This is a genomic window from Natrinema salsiterrestre (assembly GCF_029502005.1).
GTDB classification, from domain to species: Archaea; Halobacteriota; Halobacteria; order Halobacteriales; family Natrialbaceae; genus Natrinema; species Natrinema salsiterrestre.
The window spans coordinates 223,342-241,166 of the sequence record NZ_JAMQOT010000003.1 but is presented as its reverse complement, the minus strand read 5'-3'; the positions used below and the strand labels follow the sequence as shown (position 1 = coordinate 241,166).

The 17,825-nt window shown below is 67.3% G+C and carries 19 protein-coding genes; 9 read left to right on the top strand and 10 right to left on the bottom strand.

Going from position 1 to position 17,825, the window contains the following annotated elements; genetic code table 11:
* Positions 1–14 precede the first annotated feature (14 nt).
* The 9 genes from NDI89_RS10680 to NDI89_RS10640 are packed head-to-tail and all read right to left on the bottom strand — an operon-like array spanning position 15 to position 8,488.
* Entirely contained in the window at positions 15–1,868 is a 1,854-nt protein-coding gene (locus NDI89_RS10680) for a Na(+)/H(+) antiporter subunit D (protein WP_277521554.1), read from the bottom strand.
* The gene (locus tag NDI89_RS10675; protein WP_277521553.1) at positions 1,868–3,808 is read right to left on the bottom strand and encodes a proton-conducting transporter transmembrane domain-containing protein; all 1,941 of its coding nucleotides are present in this window, start codon (positions 3,806–3,808) and stop codon (positions 1,868–1,870) included. The genes NDI89_RS10680 and NDI89_RS10675 overlap by 1 nt, the downstream gene beginning before the upstream one ends.
* A complete protein-coding gene (locus NDI89_RS10670) occupies positions 3,808–5,397 on the bottom strand; it encodes a proton-conducting transporter transmembrane domain-containing protein (protein WP_277521552.1) in 1,590 nt (529 codons plus the stop codon). Before NDI89_RS10670 ends, NDI89_RS10675 begins: the two co-directional genes overlap by 1 nt.
* Positions 5,390–5,767 carry a cation:proton antiporter subunit C gene (locus tag NDI89_RS10665; RefSeq protein WP_277521551.1) on the bottom strand — a complete coding sequence of 126 codons (378 nt, stop codon included), beginning with the start codon at positions 5,765–5,767 and terminating at the stop codon, positions 5,390–5,392. The genes NDI89_RS10670 and NDI89_RS10665 overlap by 8 nt, the downstream gene beginning before the upstream one ends.
* Positions 5,760–6,278, bottom strand: a complete 519-nt coding sequence (locus NDI89_RS10660; RefSeq protein WP_277521550.1) for an MnhB domain-containing protein — start codon at positions 6,276–6,278, stop codon at positions 5,760–5,762. The genes NDI89_RS10665 and NDI89_RS10660 overlap by 8 nt, the downstream gene beginning before the upstream one ends.
* Positions 6,278–6,817 carry a DUF4040 domain-containing protein gene (locus NDI89_RS10655; RefSeq protein WP_277521549.1) on the bottom strand — a complete coding sequence of 180 codons (540 nt, stop codon included), beginning with the start codon at positions 6,815–6,817 and terminating at the stop codon, positions 6,278–6,280. Before NDI89_RS10655 ends, NDI89_RS10660 begins: the two co-directional genes overlap by 1 nt.
* On the bottom strand, positions 6,814–7,179 hold the full coding sequence (gene mnhG / locus NDI89_RS10650) for a monovalent cation/H(+) antiporter subunit G (RefSeq protein ID WP_277521548.1): 366 nt from the start codon (positions 7,177–7,179) through the stop codon (positions 6,814–6,816). Before mnhG ends, NDI89_RS10655 begins: the two co-directional genes overlap by 4 nt.
* Positions 7,176–7,454: a cation:proton antiporter gene (locus NDI89_RS10645; RefSeq protein ID WP_307729352.1), complete on the bottom strand. Its 279-nt coding sequence runs from the start codon at positions 7,452–7,454 to the stop codon at positions 7,176–7,178. The genes mnhG and NDI89_RS10645 overlap by 4 nt, the downstream gene beginning before the upstream one ends.
* Positions 7,454–8,488 carry a monovalent cation/H+ antiporter subunit E gene (locus NDI89_RS10640; protein ID WP_277521546.1) on the bottom strand — a complete coding sequence of 345 codons (1,035 nt, stop codon included), beginning with the start codon at positions 8,486–8,488 and terminating at the stop codon, positions 7,454–7,456. The genes NDI89_RS10645 and NDI89_RS10640 overlap by 1 nt, the downstream gene beginning before the upstream one ends.
* A 241-nt stretch (positions 8,489–8,729) precedes the next feature.
* On the opposite strand from NDI89_RS10640, the gene NDI89_RS10635 reads away from it, so the two are divergent.
* From NDI89_RS10635 to NDI89_RS10605, 7 genes are all read left to right on the top strand, one after another.
* Positions 8,730–8,915 (top strand): CbtB domain-containing protein, encoded by a 186-nt coding sequence (locus NDI89_RS10635; protein WP_277521545.1) that lies wholly within the window; start codon positions 8,730–8,732, stop codon positions 8,913–8,915.
* Positions 8,915–9,679 (top strand): CbtA family protein, encoded by a 765-nt coding sequence (locus NDI89_RS10630; RefSeq protein WP_277521544.1) that lies wholly within the window; start codon positions 8,915–8,917, stop codon positions 9,677–9,679. The genes NDI89_RS10635 and NDI89_RS10630 overlap by 1 nt, the downstream gene beginning before the upstream one ends.
* Complete coding sequence (locus tag NDI89_RS10625; RefSeq protein ID WP_277521543.1) at positions 9,676–10,008, top strand: (2Fe-2S) ferredoxin domain-containing protein; 333 nt, start codon at positions 9,676–9,678, stop codon at positions 10,006–10,008. The genes NDI89_RS10630 and NDI89_RS10625 overlap by 4 nt, the downstream gene beginning before the upstream one ends.
* Positions 10,009–10,077: 69 nt before the next feature.
* Complete coding sequence (locus NDI89_RS10620) at positions 10,078–11,760, top strand: class I adenylate-forming enzyme family protein (RefSeq protein WP_277521542.1); 1,683 nt, start codon at positions 10,078–10,080, stop codon at positions 11,758–11,760.
* 75 nt (positions 11,761–11,835) lie between these two features.
* The gene (locus NDI89_RS10615) at positions 11,836–13,041 is read left to right on the top strand and encodes an acyl-CoA dehydrogenase family protein (RefSeq protein ID WP_277521541.1); all 1,206 of its coding nucleotides are present in this window, start codon (positions 11,836–11,838) and stop codon (positions 13,039–13,041) included.
* A gap of 31 nt (positions 13,042–13,072) precedes the next feature.
* Positions 13,073–13,660: a MaoC family dehydratase gene (locus NDI89_RS10610; protein ID WP_277521540.1), complete on the top strand. Its 588-nt coding sequence runs from the start codon at positions 13,073–13,075 to the stop codon at positions 13,658–13,660.
* 34 nt (positions 13,661–13,694) lie between these two features.
* Entirely contained in the window at positions 13,695–14,873 is a 1,179-nt protein-coding gene (locus tag NDI89_RS10605) for a CaiB/BaiF CoA transferase family protein (RefSeq protein WP_277521539.1), read from the top strand.
* Between the two features lie 25 nt (positions 14,874–14,898).
* Here the strand turns inward: NDI89_RS10605 and NDI89_RS10600 are convergent, their stop codons facing one another.
* Positions 14,899–15,048, bottom strand: a complete 150-nt coding sequence (locus NDI89_RS10600) for a hypothetical protein (RefSeq protein WP_277521538.1) — start codon at positions 15,046–15,048, stop codon at positions 14,899–14,901.
* A 112-nt stretch (positions 15,049–15,160) separates the two neighbouring features.
* On the opposite strand from NDI89_RS10600, the gene NDI89_RS10595 reads away from it, so the two are divergent.
* Together NDI89_RS10595 and NDI89_RS10590 are read left to right on the top strand one after the other, a co-directional pair.
* Complete coding sequence (locus NDI89_RS10595) at positions 15,161–16,348, top strand: thiolase family protein (protein WP_277521537.1); 1,188 nt, start codon at positions 15,161–15,163, stop codon at positions 16,346–16,348.
* A gap of 76 nt (positions 16,349–16,424) precedes the next feature.
* Positions 16,425–17,783, top strand: a complete 1,359-nt coding sequence (locus NDI89_RS10590) for an MmgE/PrpD family protein (protein ID WP_277521536.1) — start codon at positions 16,425–16,427, stop codon at positions 17,781–17,783.
* Positions 17,784–17,825: the final 42 nt, after the last annotated feature.

Here is a 17,825-nt window from a genome sequence, read left to right as displayed (position 1 = left end):
GACACCCGCTGTCCTCAGACGACGAGCAGCCACAGGATCACCGTCAGGACGAGCGTCAGCAACAGGACGGTCGTCCCGATGCCGGTCCGAAGGTGGATCGTCGACGGGCGACCGCCGTCGGTCGGCCGGCGCTCGTCGACGTCGACCAGCCAGTCCGGAAGCCGGGCCGCGGCCGCGTCGACCGCGAGGACCGGGTTGTTCCCGATCCAGTAGCAGCGTGTGACCGCACCGACGACTGCACCGTCGACGGCGGCGTACGTCTCGGTGACGGCCAGCATCGTCCAGCGGCTGACGCTGTAGGTCGCCGGGTAGACGACCATCGCCGGATCGCCGAGATCGAGCTTCGAGAGCGGCTTGCGGACGACGGCGAACCCGACGAGGCCGATCGCCGTCAGGATGCCCGCGGTCTCGAGGTGACTGGCGCTATATGGATGGAGGTTGCTCTCGCCGCCCGGATACTCGAACGCGAAGTCGGCCCCCTGGATCGTCGGCGCGAGGTCGGCCAACCCCTGCCACCAGACGCCGAAGAGGAGACAGGCACCGCCCAGTCCGAGCATGGCGACGGTCTGGCCGGGTTTGGCGTCGGCGACCTCGATGTCGCTCTCGCCGTGGAGGAAGACGTAGTAGCCGAGCTTGATGAACGAGAGCAGGGTCCCGATCGCGCCGAGGTAGAGCAGCCAGTACAGCGCCTGGAACTCCGGCTCGCCGTAATATTTGGGGCTTGGGTTGGCCGCGTCGAAGAGCATCCCCTTGCTCACGTAGCCGTTGAAGCCCGGAATCGCGGTGATCGAGAGCGCGCCGAGGCCGAACCCGATCGCGGTCAGGGGCATCTCGCGCCAGAGCCCGCCGAGCTCGTACAGGTCCTCCTCGCCGGTCCGGTAGATGACGACGCCGACGGCCATGAACAGCAGGCTCTTGAACAGGATGTTGTTGAACAGGTGGCTCATCGCGCCGGCGACGGCGAGTTCGGAGTGGACGACCGTCCCCATCCCGATCCCAGCGACGATGTAGCCCAGCTGCGCCTGAATGTGGTAGGACAGCAGCGCCCGCATGTCGTGTTGCAACAGCGCGAAGGTCGCGCCGTAGACGGCCATGAATCCGCCCATGTACGCGATGTAGATCCCGAGCTCGCTCTGGGCGTCGACCGGGAACGCGCGGTAGAGGACGAACGCGCTCGTCTTCGTCGTGTAGACCGAGAGGAAGACGGAGGCCGCAATGTGCGGTCGCGGGTAGGTATCCGGCAGCCAGGTGTGGAACCCGACGAAGGCGACGTTGACGCCCATTCCCAGCACCGCGAGTATCGCCGGGATCCCGTTCGCGATCCCGGCATCGCTGTAGACGAACGTCCCGACCTCGACGTAGTGGACCGCGACGGCCATCATCACGAGCACGCCGCCCGTGCCGTGGAAGAGCGCGTACCGGAAGCCGGCCCGGACCGCCTCGCCGCCGTAGTGCCAGACGACGAGCGTGCTGGTCACGGCCATCAGCTCCCACATGAACAGGAGCACGAGCCAGTCGCCGGCGAAGGCCGCCCCGATCGACGAGGCGACGTAGACCAGTGCGAACGCGACCAGCGTCTTGCTGGCCTCGCTCGAGTAGGCGTAAATAACGCTACAGACGCCGAGGAAGCCCAGCCCGAGGCCGACCATTCGGGAGAAGTCGTCGACGTAGAACGGGACGACCTCGAACCCGAGGAAGGTGCCGGCCAGATGCTGACCTTCGGGCGCGACGAGCGAGATGGCCAGCACGGCGGCGAGACTGAGCGCGCCGACGGCGAAGCCGGCGACGCGCGGCAGGACGAGCACGAGCAGCGCCGCGGCGAAGACCAGCAGCGGCGGGTAGGCCAGCGAGAGGAGTTCGGCTTCCATCAGTCGTTCACCCCCGTGAGGGCCTCCTCGAGCGGCGTGTCGATCAAGTCCTCGAAGGGCATGCCGAAGACGTCCTCGACGATCCGGAAGGCCAACTCCAGGAAGACGGCGTAGTCGGGGCCGATCCCGAGGACGATGGCACCGGTCGCGATCACGGCGATGGGCGCGAGCATGAGCCACGTGCTCTCGGCGAACGGCGAGCGGCGCTGCCAGCCGGCAGCGGGCGGCCCGCCGGTGAGGTGGTCGTCGTGGTCGCCGTGGTGGTCGACGCTGCTGATGTGGTCCTCGGAATCGGTGTCGGCGTCGGTATCGACGTCTGCATCGGCATCGGCGTCGGGGACCGTGTGATCGCTCGGGTTCTGATCCACGGCGTATTCGAACTCCTCCTCAGCCGCGGGCTCCGAGTCCGACGCGTCGGCCGCGTCGGTTCGGTCGGTCGGCTCCCCGCCGTCGGCGGCGACCGGGTCCTCGTCACCGCCGTAGGATCGGAACAGGCCGCCCCGCGGGAACTCGAGGACGGGTTTCGCGTCGTGGCGGTCCTCGCTCTCGAAGAAGGCGGTGTAGACGACCGGCCAGAGGTAGCCGATGTTGAGCACGGCCGAGAGCAACAGCGCCGCGGCGAACAGCCAGTAGCTACCGCCGACGACGCCGGCGCCGATCAGCATGTAGAACTTGCTGACGAAGCCGGCGATCGGCGGGAGGCCGGCCATGCCCGCCGCGCCGACGGTGAACGCGGTCATCGTCAGCGGCATCCGTTTGCCGATGCCGGCCATCTCGCTGATGTAGTCCGTGTGGGTCTCGACGTGGATCGCGCCCGCACAGAAGAACAGCGTGAGCTTCGCGAACGCGTGTGCGGGGATGTGGAACAGCGCCCCGGCCATCGCCGCCGGATGAAGCATCGAGAGACCGAGGACGATGTAGGAGAGCTGCGCCGTCGTCGAGTACGCGAGCCGGCGCTTGAGGTGGTCCTTCCGCATCGCGATGATGCTCGCCGCGGTCAGCGTGAACGCGGCGACGACGGCGACCGGGATATTCAGCCCGACCTCGCCGATACCGGGCACGTCCAGCGGCAGGTCGTGGATCAGTCCGGGGCCGTGTACCTCGAGAATGACGCGGGCGATCCCGAACGCCCCGGACTTGACGACCGCGACGGCGTGGAGCAGCCCGGAGACGGGCGTCGGCGCGACCATCGCGTCGGCGAGCCAGGAGTGAAGGGGCATCAGTGCGGCTTTGACACCGAAGCCGGCGATGAGCAGGAAGAAGGCGGCCTGCGCGTAGACCGGTTCGGCCTGGGCGGCCGTCGCGAGGGCTTCCATCCCGCCCGCTTCGAAGGCGGTCGTCGGTGTGCCGACCTGGTTCGTCAGCCAGTAGACCATGACCGTGCCGGCGAGCAGGAAGACCCCGCCGCCGAAGAACGTGTACGTGAGGTACTTTCGGCCGGCGATACGGGCCTCGTTGTCCTCGTTGTGGGCGACCAGCGGGTAGGTGACGAGCGACAGGAGTTCGTAAAAGACGAAGATCGTCACCAGGTTCGCCGCGAACGCGATCCCGACGGCGGCCGAGAGGCTGGCCGCGAAGGAGGCGAAGAAGCGCGTCTGGGAGTGCTCGTCGAGCCCGCGCATGTACCCCGTGGCGTAGAAGGACGTGAAGATCCACAGGAAGCTCGCGAGCAGCGCGAAGAAGATCCCCAGCGGATCGGCCCGCAGGGCGAAGTCGATTCCCGGGAGGAACTGGATCCCCGTAGACTCCTTGAGACTCCACTTGAAGACGTCGCCACCCATGACCGCCGGGAGCATACTGGCGACGATGCCGAACTTCGCGAGGGCGGCCACCACCGACCAGCCTTCGCGGAGGTTCGGCCGGCGATGCGACGCGACGATCAGAGCGATTGCGACCGCCGACACCAACACGGCGGCGAGCGGTCGGATGTCTTCGACCATTAGTTGAACACCTCCGTCAGGAACGGCTCGAGCAGGTCGGCGAACGTGCCACCGGCGAAGCCGAGGGCGATCGAGCCGAGCGCGGCGACGACGACGATCGCGACCATGCCGACTGAAACGGTCCGCGTGTCCGTCCCGGTGACGGGGACGGTGGTCCCAATATCGTCGGTCGGGTCGGTGTCACCGGACTCCTCGTCGTCGGCGTCGCCGCCATCCGTTGCGACCGCTCCCGTCGCGTGGGGCGATTCGACCACGGCGGGCGGGGTGAAGTACATCTTCTCGAGCAGGCGGGCGGCGTAGGCGAGAGTGAGCATGGTACTGAGGAAGATCACGGCGGCGACGGGCCAGAGCTGAGATTCGACGGCACCGAGGGCGATGTACCACTTGCCGACGAAGCCGACGCCCGGCGGAACGCCGACCAGCGAGAACAGGAGGACGGCCATCGAACCGGCGACGAAGGGGCGCTCTTTCGCGAGGCCGGCGTACTCGTCGACGGTGCGAGCGCCGTAGCTCGCGGCGACGAGCGCGACTCCGAGGAAGAGCCCGGCCTTCAGGAGCCCGTGGCCGACGAGGTGGATCGCGGCCCCGATCAGCGCCGTCTCGGAGCTGCCGGCGATGACGACCCCGTAGGCGGCGATGACCAACCCGAACTGCGACACCGACGAGTAGGCCAGCATCCGCTTGACCTCGGTCTGGATCACGGCGAGCACCGTCCCCGCGAGGACGCTCACGCAGCCGATCGTGAGAACGATCGCGGCCGCGTTCGGCGTGGCGGCGAGGTAGTCGACCTCGAAGACGGTGACGATCAGGCGGCCGAAGGCGTACGCGGAAGCCGTCGAGACTAGCGCCGCGATCAGCGGCGTCACGCCGTCAGGGGCCTGCTGGTAGGCGCTGGGTTGCCAGGTGTGCAGCGGCCACTGGGCGACCTTGACGGCGAAGCCGACAGTGATGAACGCGAAGCCGGCCCGAATCAACGTCGGATTGGTTTCCGGGGCCGGAATCGCCGTCGCGAGTTCGACCATGTTGAGCGTCCCCGTCGCCATGAAGACGAAGGCGACGCCGATCAGGTACATCGACGCGGCGACGGTTCCCAGGATCAGGTACTTCAGGGAGGCGACCGCCGCCTCCGGGCCGTCGCCGCTCGCGACCAGCGCGTAGGTCGCGATGCTCGTGATCTCGAGGAAGACGAACAGGTTGAACACGTCGCCGGTCAGCGAGATGCCGAGCAGGCCGCCGACCAGCAGCAGGTAGGCGGTGTAGAACGTGTTCCCGCGCGGGCCGCCGCGGCGCGTGAACGCGAGGACACCGGTTGCGACGGCAGTGATGAGCAGGACGATCAGCATCGAGAACTCGTCGGCGACGAGTTCGATCCCGTATCGCGGTGGATAGCCGCCGAGCGTGTGATTCTCTTCTCCGCCCGTGTAGACGACGCTCGCGAGATAGCCGGCCGCGCCGAACAGGCCGAGCGTCGTGAGTCCGGCGACGGGCCAGCCGGTCCGCTCGAACCGGAGACCCAGCGCGATCGGGAGCGTCGCGGCGAGGATCGGAGCGACGATCAGCAACGGGATAATCAGATCGACGCTACTCATCGGCGCGCACCTCCCTGAGGGTGTCCTCGCGGAGCGTGCCGTACTCCGCGTAGATGCGGATGATCAGCGCCAGCCCGACCGCGGTCAGCGCGATCCCGACGACGATGGCGGTCAGCACGATGACCTGGGGGAGCGGGCTCGCGACCATGAGTTCTCCGGGGTCTTTCGTCGCGGGGACGATCGGTGCGGATGCACCCTCGACGTCGATGTAGGCCATCGAGACGAAAAACAGGAAGATGGCCGTCTGGAAGAGGTTGACGCCGATCAGCTTCTTGACGAGGTTCTCGCTGGCGATCACCATGTAGATCCCGATTCCCAGGATGACGAACATCAGCACGTACGTGTAGTGACTGAAGAGGGACTCAATCATCGTCGCTCACCTCTCCGTCGGCCGGTTCGTCGTTCTCCTCGAAGCCGCCGGTCCCGCTCGGCCGCTCCGGCGAGAAGCCCGCTGCCATCGTGAAGAAGAGACTGATGATGGTCCCCGTGACGATCAGCGAAATACCGCCGATCTCCACGGCCTCGAGCCCCCACTTGGGTTTCTGACCGAGGGCCGCGGAGATGCGCGCGAACTCGAGGAAGTCCCCGCCGAGGGCGACCATCGCGAGGCCGACCGCGCCGAAGATGACGACGCCGCCGGTGATGATCCCGACGAGGAAGGTGTTGCGAAGCCACTGGCGGGTCGGTTCGATCCCGAAGGCGAAGGCGAGCATCAGGACAGTCACACCGACGATGGTGCCGCCCTGGAAGCCGCCACCGGGGGCGTCGCCCCCGTGGAAGGTCATGAACAGCCCGTAGGTGAGCGTGAACGGTGCGATGATCTTGACAGCGGTCATGATCACCTGACTCTCGGTGTACGTGTCGTCGATAGAGCCGGACATTAGGCGAACACCTCGCGTTTCAGGACGAGCAGGGTCGAGACGCCGGCGGCGAAGACGACGACCGCCTCGCCGAAGGTGTCGAACCCACGGTAGGCGGCGAGGACGGACGTGACCGCGTTCTGTACCCTCGTGTCGTTGTACGTGTTCTGGATGTAGTACTGGGTCACGTCGGCGTTGCGCCAGACCGGCGCATCAGTGACACCGACCGCGTACATCTCGGGCAGGACCGCGGTACAGAGCAGGACCACGAACGCGCCGACGACGGCGACCGCCGGCAGGTGAATGCGCTCCCTGAGCCGGTCGGTCGAGGGCCGGGTCGTACGTGCGATCGTCAGCAACAACAAGAGCGTGGTCACGCCGGCCCCGATGGCGGCCTCGGTCATCGCTACGTCGGGAGCCAGCAGGAACGTGTAGAGGATCGCCATTCCGAGGCTGTACGCCCCGAAGACGATGATCACCGACAGGACGTCGCGAAACAGCGCCGTCGCGACGGCGGTCGCGAGGATGAACACCGCGAGGGAGTAGGCGAACAGGCTCATGTCGTCTCACCGTCCGTTTCCGCGGGGCCGTCGGTTTCGTCCGGGTCCGTCCCCTCGTCGGCGAGGAGCGGTTCGACGCCCGTCTCCGCGGCGGACCGGGCGATCGCGTGGGCCGCCGTCGGGTTCGTGATGAACACGAAAAACAACAACAGGACGGTGTAGACCGCCGCCTGTTCCCAGCCGAAGGCCAGGGCGACGCCGGCGAGTGCGAAGCCCGCACCGAGCGTGTCCGTCTGCGAGGCGGTGTGCGCACGGGCGTAGATGTCCGGGAGGCGGATGACGCCGATCGTCGAGACGAGCGTGAAGAACACGCCCAGCCCCAGCAGGACCGCGATCAGCCAGAACCGGATCGTCTCGATCACAGCACGCCACCCCGCTCGACGGTGAACTTCGAGATGGCGATCGACATCAGGAAGTTCAGCAGGGCGTAGATCAACGCGACGTCGAGGAACCACGCCTGGTCGAGCCCCGCAGCTAACAGCGCGAGGATGACGACCGTGTTCGTCCCGAGGACGTTCACCGCCAGCAGACGGTCTTGCGTCGTCGGGCCGACGACGGCCCGATAAAACACAAAGATTGCCAGGATGACGAACGCTGCGGCCGTGACGAGGAAGACGTCCTCGAGCGACGCCGGCATCACAGCTCGTCACCCCCCACGACCTCCGCGTCGTCGCGTTCGCGCGGCGAGGGGATCGCCGCCGAGTCGCGACCGTAGAAGACGAACCGGATCCCGCGCTCGAGGCCGCCGTCGAAGAGGTCCTCCTGGGCGGCTGGAATCAGCGTGTGGACGAGCAGCTGCTGGTTGTTCGCCCGGACGGTCAGCGTTCCCGGCGTGAGGGTGATGCTGTTTGCCAGCGCGGTCAGCGGCAGTCCGCTTCGGACGCGGGAATTGACCCGCGTCAGCGTGGGTTCGATCGGCATCGACGGCCGGAGGATCACGGCCGAGACCGCGATGTTGGCCTTGAGGATCTCCCAGAGCAGGTACGGAACGTAAACGGCGAACCGAACGATTCGGAGCGGCGACTGGACGCGGTCGAGGGGGACGGTAAACGTCACCTGCGCGAGCGAGAGGGCGACGATACCGGCCACCGCTGCGCCCGTGAGCAGATCGAACCAGTAGGTGGGGTCGCCGAGCACGAGATAGAATCCATAGGAGATCAGAAAGGTCGCGAACAGGCGGTCGAAGTCCTCGGTTCCACCGGCAAGCCGACCGCGCCGAGCCGACCGCTCGACCGGGGCTTCCTCGTAAGCCAGCCCGATGCGCTCGAGTTCGCGCTCGAGGGGCTGGAGCAGCTGTGCGGTGACGCCGGGCTGGTACTCCGGATCGAGAACGACTCGGTCGATGCCGTGTTCGTCGGCGTAAGCGTCGAAGATTTCGGCGTAGTCTCGTGGACCGAAGAGGTACTCGTCGGCGCCGAGTCTGGCCGTTTCGATCGTCACGTCGGCCCCGCCCGCGTCTTCCTCGACCCAGTTTCGCGCTCGCGAAAGCAGTCCGTCGGCGTCCTCGTCGTACTGGTCGCTCTCGGGGACGTCCGCGTCGTACGGCATCGCGACGACGAGGTGGCATTCGAGCGAGTCGGCCCCCTCGAGCCCCGATCGGACGGCGTAGGCGACCGTTTGCCGGACGGTCACCGTGTCCGACAGCGGGACGAGCAGGCGTTCAACCGCCACGGCGTCTCCCTCCGGGTGACCGTCGTTGGATACTCATGGCTCTCGTTGGTATCCGAATCAAGCGGTAGCCGTAGGAAAACGATTTCGTTATTCGCCAGCAGCAGTTCGATCCGCCGGTTCTCGTGAGCCGCTCGCGGCAGTCAGATCGGGATCGTACCGCCGCCGGAGTGGAAAACCCGCAGCCCCTGCTGGACGATCGGTAGTTTTACAAATGCAGTTTCAGTAGAGAAAACTGACTTGCATGACGACGACTGAAACCGTTCACGATCGAATCGGGACCGCGCGCGACGAACTAACGACCGGTCAGTTGCTGGCCGTCTTCGCGTTCGTCGCGGCGGCGACGTTCGCGCTGCTATTCCTGCAGGACCCCCTGGCCCACGACTCGATGCACAACTTCCGGCACGCGGCCGGCGTCATCTGTCACTGATGCTGGTCGATTACCTCGAGCGGGGGGTGCTCGCCGGTGCGATCGCGGGAATCGCGTACGGCGTCTACATGGCGATCGTCGCGAACCCGCTGATCGGCTACATGGAGACGCTCGCCGACGGTAGAGAACACGGCGGCCACGCTCACGGAACTGGCGACCACTCCCACGAGGCCGCCGAACACGCTCACGCGGTCAGCGAAGCGACGACCGCCGTCGTGAGCGTCGGCAGCGGCGTTCTCTGGGGCATCCTGCTCGGGGGCGTCTTCGCCCTGGCGTTCTACTTCCTCGAGCCGGCGCTGCCCGGCCGCGGGCGGCTCAAGACTTACGTGCTGGCCGGCGCAGGGTTTCTCACCGTTTCGGTCGCACCGTGGCTGGTGCTTCCGCCGGCGACGCCGGGTGCCGAGCTGGCGTTCGATCCCACGGTCCGGAGCGCGATCTACGTGGGAATGATGGTCCTCGGCGCGCTCGTCGCCGCAGTATCGATCTACGGCTATCGACGCGTTTCGGGCGGCCGGGGTCTACTCGGGGTAGTCACAGCGGCGATCCCGATCGTTTCGCTCGTCGCGGTCACCGCAGTTGCGGCGCCGACGGTCGTCGAATCCGGTTCGACGCCGACCGCGCTCGTGACCGCGTTCCGCGGGCTGACCGTGCTGAGCCAGGCCGCGCTCTGGACGCTCGTCGCCGGCTCGTTCGGCTGGCTCCAGGCTCGAGCCGGCGTGCGATCGGCCACCGACCGACGCGAGGATCTGCTGACCAGTCCATGAAGGATCGAACCGAAGAGCACCGCGAGCGCCTCGACGCACACGTCTTCGTCTGTACCAACGACCGCGATTCGGAATACGCCAGCTGCGGCGCGGTCGGTGCCGAGGAGACGGTCACGGCGGTCAAAGACTGGCTGCGAGACCGCGACGCGTTCTGGACGGCAGTGTCGGTCAGCGAAACCTCGTGTCTCGGGCTGTGCAGCGAGGGCGGCACCGCGATCTCGATTCAGCCGCGAAACACCTGGTACTCGGACGTGACTCCCGAGACCGTTCCCGAGTTGCTCGAGTCCGAGTTCGGACCCGACGCCGAGCGGACCGACGGCGGGGACTGAGTCGGTGGGAGCCGATCGGGGGCCGCACAACGGTTTTACCTGTGGTCTCCGATACCACACCCGTTACAGATGCTCACGTGGCCCGAAGAGACGATGTACGAGGGGATCGCGGCGGTCGCCAGGGAGCGACCAGACAGCCGGGCCGTCGTCTCCGACGAAACGGCGTGGAGCTACGGCGACCTGCTGGCCGAGAGCCGTTCGCTCGCCCGCGGGCTCGCCGATCTGGGCGTCTCGGACGGCGACGTCGTCGCGGTCTGGCTCGGCAACCGCCCGGAGTGGATCGCGTGCCAGCTCGCGACCTCCTATCTGGGCGCGGCGATGGTCGCGGTCAACACGCGCTATCGAACCCACGAACTCGAGTACATGCTCGCGGACTCGGGCGCGAGCGTTCTCGTCACCGAACGAGCGCTGCTCGGCCGGGACTACCACGAGATGCTCTCGACGGCCGTCCCCGAAACGGAGGCGCAGTCCCCCGACGAGTTCGATCCCGACTCGGTTCCGGGGCTCGAGGCGGTCGTGAGTCTCGAGCCGACGGCGGACCTGCCGGCGCTTCGAGGGTACGATGACGTGCTCGAGACGGGGCGGTCACGGGACGGTGACGGCTTCGAGCCGGCGACCGACCCGGACGCGCCGGCGGCGATCTTCTACACGAGCGGCACCACGAGCGATCCGAAGGGGTGTCTCCAGTCGAGTCGATCGCTGCTGAACCACTCCACCCACGTCGCGGAGTACCTCGGCGTAACCGAAGCCGACGTCGGCGTCGCGACGCTCCCGTTCTGTGGCATCTGGGGCTACAACACGCTCTTCAGCGTCCTCGCGACGGGCGGAACGCTCGTCGCCCAGACCCACTTCGATCCCGGCGAGACGATCCGGCTGGTCGACGCACACGACGCCACCTACCTCACGGGCCTCGGCGTGATGTTCGAACGGATGCTCGAGCACGACGCCTTCGAGTCCTCGCGAGTCGAGACCGTCGACACGGGCGTCGTCGGCTTCATCAGCAAGGGGTTCGACGAGGAGCTGTTCGACCGCATCGAGTCGACGTTCGGCTTCCCGGTGGTCCAGCCCTACGGCCTCTCGGAGGCCAACAGTCAGATCTTCGTCGGCGAGCCGTCGGATCCCGCCGAGCGACGAAAGCGGGTCGGCGGGCCGCCGATCCATCCGGCTATCGAGGCGAAAATCGTCGATCCCGAGACGCGCGAGCAACTCCCGGTCGGCGAGGAAGGCGAGCTCGCGATCCGGGGCTATCTCCTCGCGGACGGCTACCTCGGGAAACCCGAGGCGACCGCCGAGGCGTTCGACGAAGAGGTCCCCGGGAGCGGAGCGACCGGGGAGTCGGAAAACTCGTCTTCCGGAAGGTGGTTCTACACCGGCGACCTCGCGGAGATCGACGCCGACGGGTACGTCTACTACCGCTCGCGGCTCGACGACGCGCTCCGGGTTCGCGGCTTTCTGGTCGCGCCGCGGGAGATCCAGACCGCGATCGAGGACCATCCTGACGTGCGATCGTGCGAGGTCGTCGGCGCACCGCATCCGCGCCACGGCGAGGTGCCGGTCGCGTTCGTCGTTTCCGACGCCGGAGACGTGACGCCCGAGGGAATCGAGCGCTTCCTCGAGTCTCGCGTGGCCGATTACAAAGTCCCCGAGGCGGTCGAGTTCGTCGACGAGTTCCCGACGACGGAGGGACCGAACGGGGAGAAGGTCCAAAAGACGGTGCTCCGAGAGCGAGTCCGGGATCGATTCGAACCGTAGCGGGATGGTCAGCGGTTCCGGAAATCGAGGGGTGGCGACGCAACGTTTTTCTCCCGACTGGATGAGGATAACTCGATGGCCCGACTCCTGCACGACGCGGTCGAGTTGACCGAGAGCCAGCGACTCGTCCGCTCGAGCGTCCGCGACGTCTGTTCGGACTTCGACCGCGAGTACTGGCGCCAGCGGGCCGACGAGGGGGAGTATCCCCGCGAATTCGTCGACGCGCTGGCAGACCACGGGTGGATGGGGATCTTGCTTCCCGAGGAGTACGGGGGTGCCGGGATGGGAACCCGGGAAACGGTCGTCATGATGGAGGAGATCGCGGCGAACGGCGGCGGGTTCAGCGCCGCTCAGGCGGTCCACGGCGGCGTCTACAACTCCGTCCCGATCGTCGAATACGCGAGCGACGACATCAAGCGGGATCTGCTTCCCGACGTCGCGGCCGGCGAGAAATCGATCCAGGCGTTCGGCCTCACCGAGCCCAACGCGGGCTCGAACTCGACGGCGATCGAAACGCGCGCGGAGCGAGACGGGGACGAGTACGTCGTCAACGGCCAGAAGATCTGGACCTCCCGCGTCGACGTCTCCGACTACATCGTCCTCGTCGCGCGGACGACCCCGCTCGAGGACGTCGACAAGCGCACCCGCGGCATCTCGATGTTCCTCGTCGATCTCGAGGACGCTCTCGATCAGGGGGCACTCGAGATGGAAGCGATTCCCAAATCCGCCAGCGACTTCGTCCACTCGTTCGAACTCTGGTTCGACGACCTTCGGATTCCGGCGGAGAACCTGATCGGCGTCGAGGGCGAGGGGTTCTATCAGGTGCTGGACGGCCTCAACGAGGAGCGACTCGTCATCGCCGCCGAGTGCATCGGGCTGGGACGGCTGGCGCTCGAGCGGGCGGTCGAGTACGCGAACGACCGAGTGGTCTTCGACAGACCTATCGGCACGAATCAGGCGATCCAGCACCCGCTAGCGGAGGCCTACGCGCGCTTGCAGGCGGCCAAGCAGCTGACGTACAACGCGGCCGAGCGGGCCGCGTCCGACGAGGACGTCGACCTCGGCGCGTACGCGAACGCGGCGAAGTTCCTCGCGGCGGACGCGGCATACGAGGCGGCCGACGCGGCCGTCCAGACCCACGGCGGCTTCGGGGTCGCGACGGAGTACGACGTCGAGCGCTACTTCCGCGAGGCCAGACTGACCCGGCTGGTACCGATCACGCAGGAACTCGCCCTGAACTACATCGGCGAGAACGTCCTCGGACTGCCCCGCTCGTACTGACACCGCGATCACCGATCCGCGACTCACAGCCATGACGGACGACACTACCGACTCCGACGACGCGACGGAATCGCACGACAAACAGCTCGTGGAAGGATGGCACGGGCGCTACTACGAGGACTTCGAGGTCGGCGACGTCTACAAGCATCCCTTCGGCCGCACCGTCACGGAGACGGACAACGTCTGGATGACGAACGTGACGATGAACCTCAACCCGATGCACTTCAACGAGGCCTACGCCGAGGAGACCGAGTTCGGCGAGCGCCTCGTCGACGGCACCTTCGTCATCGCCCTGGCCGTCGGGATGAGCGTCATCGACGTCTCGGTCAACGCCACCGCGAACCTCGGCTACGACGACATCCGCCACCACGCCCCGGTCTTCCACGGCGACACCATCTTCGCCGAGAGCGAAGTGCTCTCCAAGCGGGAACTCGAGTCCCGGGAGCACGTCGGCATCGTCGAGACCGAGCTTCGAGCGTACAACCAGGACGGGGATCTCGTCCTGAGCCTCGAGCGCACGCCGATGGTGCTGAAACGCGAGCACGCCGAGCCCTCGGCGGCGAAACCCCCGGGCTGGCTCGAGGGGATCGGCACGCAGCCGGAGGACCTGTCGCGATGACTCACGTCGCCGATCGAACGGAGAGCCGATACCCATGATGGCGCTCGACGACATCACGGTCCTCAGTCTCGAGAGCGGGATCAGCGCGCCGCTTTGCACTCGAATGCTGGGCGACTTCGGCGCGGAGGTGATCAAGGTCGAGCGCCCGGGCGTGGGCGACGTCAACCGCCACTGGGATTCGGTGGTGGACGGCGATTCCTCGGCCCACGTCTGGGTCGATCGCAACAAGCTGAGCGTCGAACTGAACTTGAAGTCCGACGAGGGGCTCGAGATATTCCACGAACTGGCCGAGGAGGCCGACGTTGTCGTCCAGAACTACTCGCCGGGCGTGGTCGAACGACTCGGCGTCGGCTACGAGGATATCGCGGCGATCACCGACGACATCATCTACCTGAACATCTCGGGATACGGGCGAACGGGCCCCTACAGCGACCGCAAGGCGTACGACATGGTCATGCAGGGCGAGACCGGGCTCATCCTCATGAACGGCTCGCCGGACGCACCGGCGAAGATCCCGCTGAGCGTCTGCGACATCAACGCCGCGACCTACGGCACGATCTCCGCACTGCTCGCGCTCTTTCACCGCGAGCGGACCGGGGAGGGCCAGAACCTCGACGTCACCATGTTCGGCGGGATGCTCTCCTGGCTCGGCTACTTCCCGCAGAAGTACTGGCACGCCGACGAGGTTCCAGAGCGCATCGGGATGCGACACCACTTGCTGACTCCGTACGGGCCCCACGAGACGGCCGACGACCAGTACGTCAACTTCGCGATCCTCAGCGAAGCCCACTGGGAACTCCTCTGCGACGCCGTCCTCGAGCGACCCGACCTGCTCGAGGACGAGCGCTTCGAGACGAACGAAAAGCGCGTCGCGAACCGGGAGACGCTCGAGCCGATGCTCGAGTCGCTCATCGCGGAGCGCCCGCGCGACTACTGGGCCGAGCGGCTGGCCGAGGCGGGCATTCCGTGGGGCGACGTCAACCGGCTCGACGAGGTGCTCGACCATCCCCAGACGGACCACCTCGACCTCGTGAAGGAACTCGAGACCGAGGACGGCCCGGTGCCGTACGTCGACACCCCGATCGACTCCGACTCCCTCGAGTTCGCCGCCGAACCGATGCCGGACCTCGGCGAGCACACCGACGACGTGCTCGAGGCGCTGGGGTACTCGAGCGACGACATCGAGCGGTTACGCGAGTCCGACGCGATCTGAGTCGACGGGTGCGTTCGGCCGCCGCTCACTCCGTCTCGGAATAAGACAGTCCTGGTGTCACTACGAATCCGATGAGGACGCCGAGGACGGTCACGCCGACGCTGACCGCCAGCCGTGCTTCGGGGGTGGCGATCGTTTCGAGGGACGTCTGTACCGTCTCGGTGACTCGGGCCACGTTCGTACTCGAGTCTCCCCGTCCCGGTAAAGAAAGTGCCGGCCGCCCGGACGGTCTCGGAAAGTGAAACGCGGAGGCACATTTCATTTCCCTCCCCGTCGTGGTGGAACCTATGTCATCGACCGAACCGAACGGGGAGATCGTCCTCGTCGACGGTGCGCGAACGCCCCACGGAACGCTGCTCGGCTCGCTGGCGAGCGTCGGGGCGGTTGAACTGGGCCGAACGGCCCTCGACGGCCTCCTCGAGCGCGTCGACGTCGAGCCGGAGGACGTCGACTGGGTCGCTCTCGGCAACGCCATTCAGGCCGGGATCGGTCAGGTCCCGGGCCGACAGGTCGTCGTCGAGTCGGCGCTGCCCAACGAGACCGAAGCGACGACCGTGAACGAAGCATCTGGATCGGGGCTGCGTGCGATCGCACTCGCCGCGGATCGCATCCGGGCCAGCCGTGCGGAGCTGGCGGTCGCCGGCGGCTTCGAGTCCATGTCGAACGCGCCGTGGATCCTCCCAGACTATCGCAAAGGGCGACGGTACGGCGACGTCGAACTCAAGGACTCGATGCTCCTCGATTCGCTGTGGGACGTGAACCTCGACGTCCACATGGGCGAAATCACCGAGCGACTGGTCGACCGCGAGACAGTCTCCCGAGAGGCGCAGGATCAGTACGCACTCGAGAGCCATCAGTTGGCCGCCGAGGCGATCGAATCGGGCGCGTTCGACGACGAGATCGTTCCGGTCGGGACCGACGGCGCAACCGTCGACCGGGATCAGGGGCCGCGACCGGAGTCGACGCTGTCGGACCTGGCCGAGTTGCCGGCGTCGTTCCGCGAGGACGGGACGATCACGGCGGGGAACGCTTCGAAGCTCAGCGACGGTGCCGGCGTCGTCCTGCTGGCAGACGGCGACGCGGCCGCCGAGCGCGGCCTCGAGCCATTGGCGACGCTGGTCGACTACGACCTCGTCTATCGGGACCCCGACGAGTTCAACGAGGCCGTCGGCGACGTCGTCGAGGGGCTCCTCGAGCGCAACGGACTCACGGTCGGGGACGTCGACGCCTGCTGGATCAACGAGGCGTTCGCGGCCCAGTCGGTGTACGTCATGGACCGCGTCGGGATTCCACGCGAGAAGATGAACCCCTGCGGGGGCGCGGTCGCGTTCGGCCACCCGATCGGGGCCTCCGGCGGCATGCTCGCCGCGAGCCTCGGCTACCAGTTGCGAGACGATCCCGACGTGACCCGCGGCCTCGTCGGGATGAGCGTCGGTGGCGGCGGCGCGATCATGGCGCTGCTCGAGGAGCGCTGACAGACTCTCTCGCGAACCGATCAGATTTCCAACCGTGGGGAGCACGACTATACCGCTCCCCGAGAGATGGACGGACATGAGAGACGCAGACGCGGCCGGAGTCGCCGGCGAACTCGCGACGTTCGTGGCGTCGCTCGCCGCCGACGACGTGCCGGACGAAGCGTATCGACTGGCGGAGCGTGCGATCCTCGACACCGTCGGGGTGACGATCGCGGGCGCGGGTGCCGACGCCGGGGAGATAGCAGCCGGTGCGGTCGGCATCGAAAGCGGCGCGACGACGGTCCTCGGGCGAAACGACCGACTCCCCCTGTCCGACGCCGTGTTCGCGAACGCGACGGCGGGCCACGCGCTGGACTTCGACGACGTCGCCCTGGCGGCGATGGACGGCCATCCGAGCGTCCCGATGGTCGCCCCGCTGCTGGCGATCGGCGAGCGAGAGGCCGCAACCGGTCGGGAGCTCTTGACCGCCTACGTCGCCGGGTTCGAGGCACAGAACTACCTCTCGAGACCCATCAGTCCCGGTCACTACGAGGCCGGGTGGCACGCCACGTCGACGATCGGCCTCTTCGGGGCCGCCGCCGCGGTCGCGAAGCTGCTCGAGCTGTCCGCGGAGCGAACCGAAAACGCGCTCTCGATCGCCGCCTCGATGCCGGCCGGCCTCAAGCGCAACTTCGGGACGACGACCAAGCCGATCCACGCGGGGCAAGCCGCCCGCTCCGGGACGACCGCAGCCCTGCTCGCCGCCGACGGTGCGACCGCCGACTCGAGGGCGATCGACGGTGACCGGGGCTTCTTCGATCTCTACCGGGGCGACGGCGAAGCGGACCTCGAGCGACTCCCGGACCTCGGCTCGCGGTGGGCGATACTCGACGACGGCATCGACGTCAAGAAGTACCCGTGTTGCTACTACACCCACGCCGCGATCTACGCCGCGATCGGACTCGCGGACGAACACGACCTCTCGGCCGCGGAGATAGACGAGGTAGCCGTGACGGCCTCGCAGGGAGCGGCCGACGCCCTCGCACACGACGACCCGGAGACGGGACTCGAGGCGAAGTTCTCGATGCCGTACCTGATCGGGAGCGCGATCGCCCGCCGGCAGGTCGATCTGTCCGCGTTCGACGAGGATCGGATCGACGACCCTGACGTCCAGACCGTTCGCGAACAAGTCTCGGTGACCGTCGACGAGGCGCTTCCGTACGACTCGAACGCCGCCCGCGTCGCGGTGACGACCCAGGCCGGCGAGGAGTACGAGCGCATGCGAGAGCGGCCGCCCGGGACCCACGACGATCCGCTCTCCGACGACGAACTCCGCGCGAAGTTCCGGATGTGCGCCGCGCACGCACCGGGATCGGTCGCCATCGACGACGCGCTGGCGGCGCTGGACGACCTCCGGTCGGTGACGGACGTCGGTGACGTGCTGGAGTCGCTCTGAGCCGCCGGCCCGCGGGACCGTCGCGTTCGCGGGCTTCGAGAC

Bases quoted from the DNA above. Each gene is read 5' to 3' on its own strand.
- NDI89_RS10680 (WP_277521554.1), bottom strand. From the start codon at position 1,868: ATGGAAGCCGAACTCCTCTCGCTGGCCTACCCGCCGCTGCTGGTCTTC.
- NDI89_RS10675 (WP_277521553.1), bottom strand. From the start codon at position 3,808: ATGGTCGAAGACATCCGACCGCTCGCCGCCGTGTTGGTGTCGGCGGTC.
- NDI89_RS10670 (WP_277521552.1), bottom strand. From the start codon at position 5,397: ATGAGTAGCGTCGATCTGATTATCCCGTTGCTGATCGTCGCTCCGATC.
- NDI89_RS10665 (WP_277521551.1), bottom strand. From the start codon at position 5,767: ATGATTGAGTCCCTCTTCAGTCACTACACGTACGTGCTGATGTTCGTC.
- NDI89_RS10660 (WP_277521550.1), bottom strand. From the start codon at position 6,278: ATGTCCGGCTCTATCGACGACACGTACACCGAGAGTCAGGTGATCATG.
- NDI89_RS10655 (WP_277521549.1), bottom strand. From the start codon at position 6,817: ATGAGCCTGTTCGCCTACTCCCTCGCGGTGTTCATCCTCGCGACCGCC.
- NDI89_RS10645 (WP_307729352.1), bottom strand. From the start codon at position 7,454: ATGCCGGCGTCGCTCGAGGACGTCTTCCTCGTCACGGCCGCAGCGTTC.
- NDI89_RS10635 (WP_277521545.1), top strand. From the start codon at position 8,730: ATGACGACGACTGAAACCGTTCACGATCGAATCGGGACCGCGCGCGAC.
- NDI89_RS10630 (WP_277521544.1), top strand. From the start codon at position 8,915: ATGCTGGTCGATTACCTCGAGCGGGGGGTGCTCGCCGGTGCGATCGCG.
- NDI89_RS10625 (WP_277521543.1), top strand. From the start codon at position 9,676: ATGAAGGATCGAACCGAAGAGCACCGCGAGCGCCTCGACGCACACGTC.
- NDI89_RS10620 (WP_277521542.1), top strand. From the start codon at position 10,078: ATGCTCACGTGGCCCGAAGAGACGATGTACGAGGGGATCGCGGCGGTC.
- NDI89_RS10615 (WP_277521541.1), top strand. From the start codon at position 11,836: ATGGCCCGACTCCTGCACGACGCGGTCGAGTTGACCGAGAGCCAGCGA.
- NDI89_RS10610 (WP_277521540.1), top strand. From the start codon at position 13,073: ATGACGGACGACACTACCGACTCCGACGACGCGACGGAATCGCACGAC.
- NDI89_RS10605 (WP_277521539.1), top strand. From the start codon at position 13,695: ATGATGGCGCTCGACGACATCACGGTCCTCAGTCTCGAGAGCGGGATC.
- NDI89_RS10595 (WP_277521537.1), top strand. From the start codon at position 15,161: ATGTCATCGACCGAACCGAACGGGGAGATCGTCCTCGTCGACGGTGCG.
- NDI89_RS10590 (WP_277521536.1), top strand. From the start codon at position 16,425: ATGAGAGACGCAGACGCGGCCGGAGTCGCCGGCGAACTCGCGACGTTC.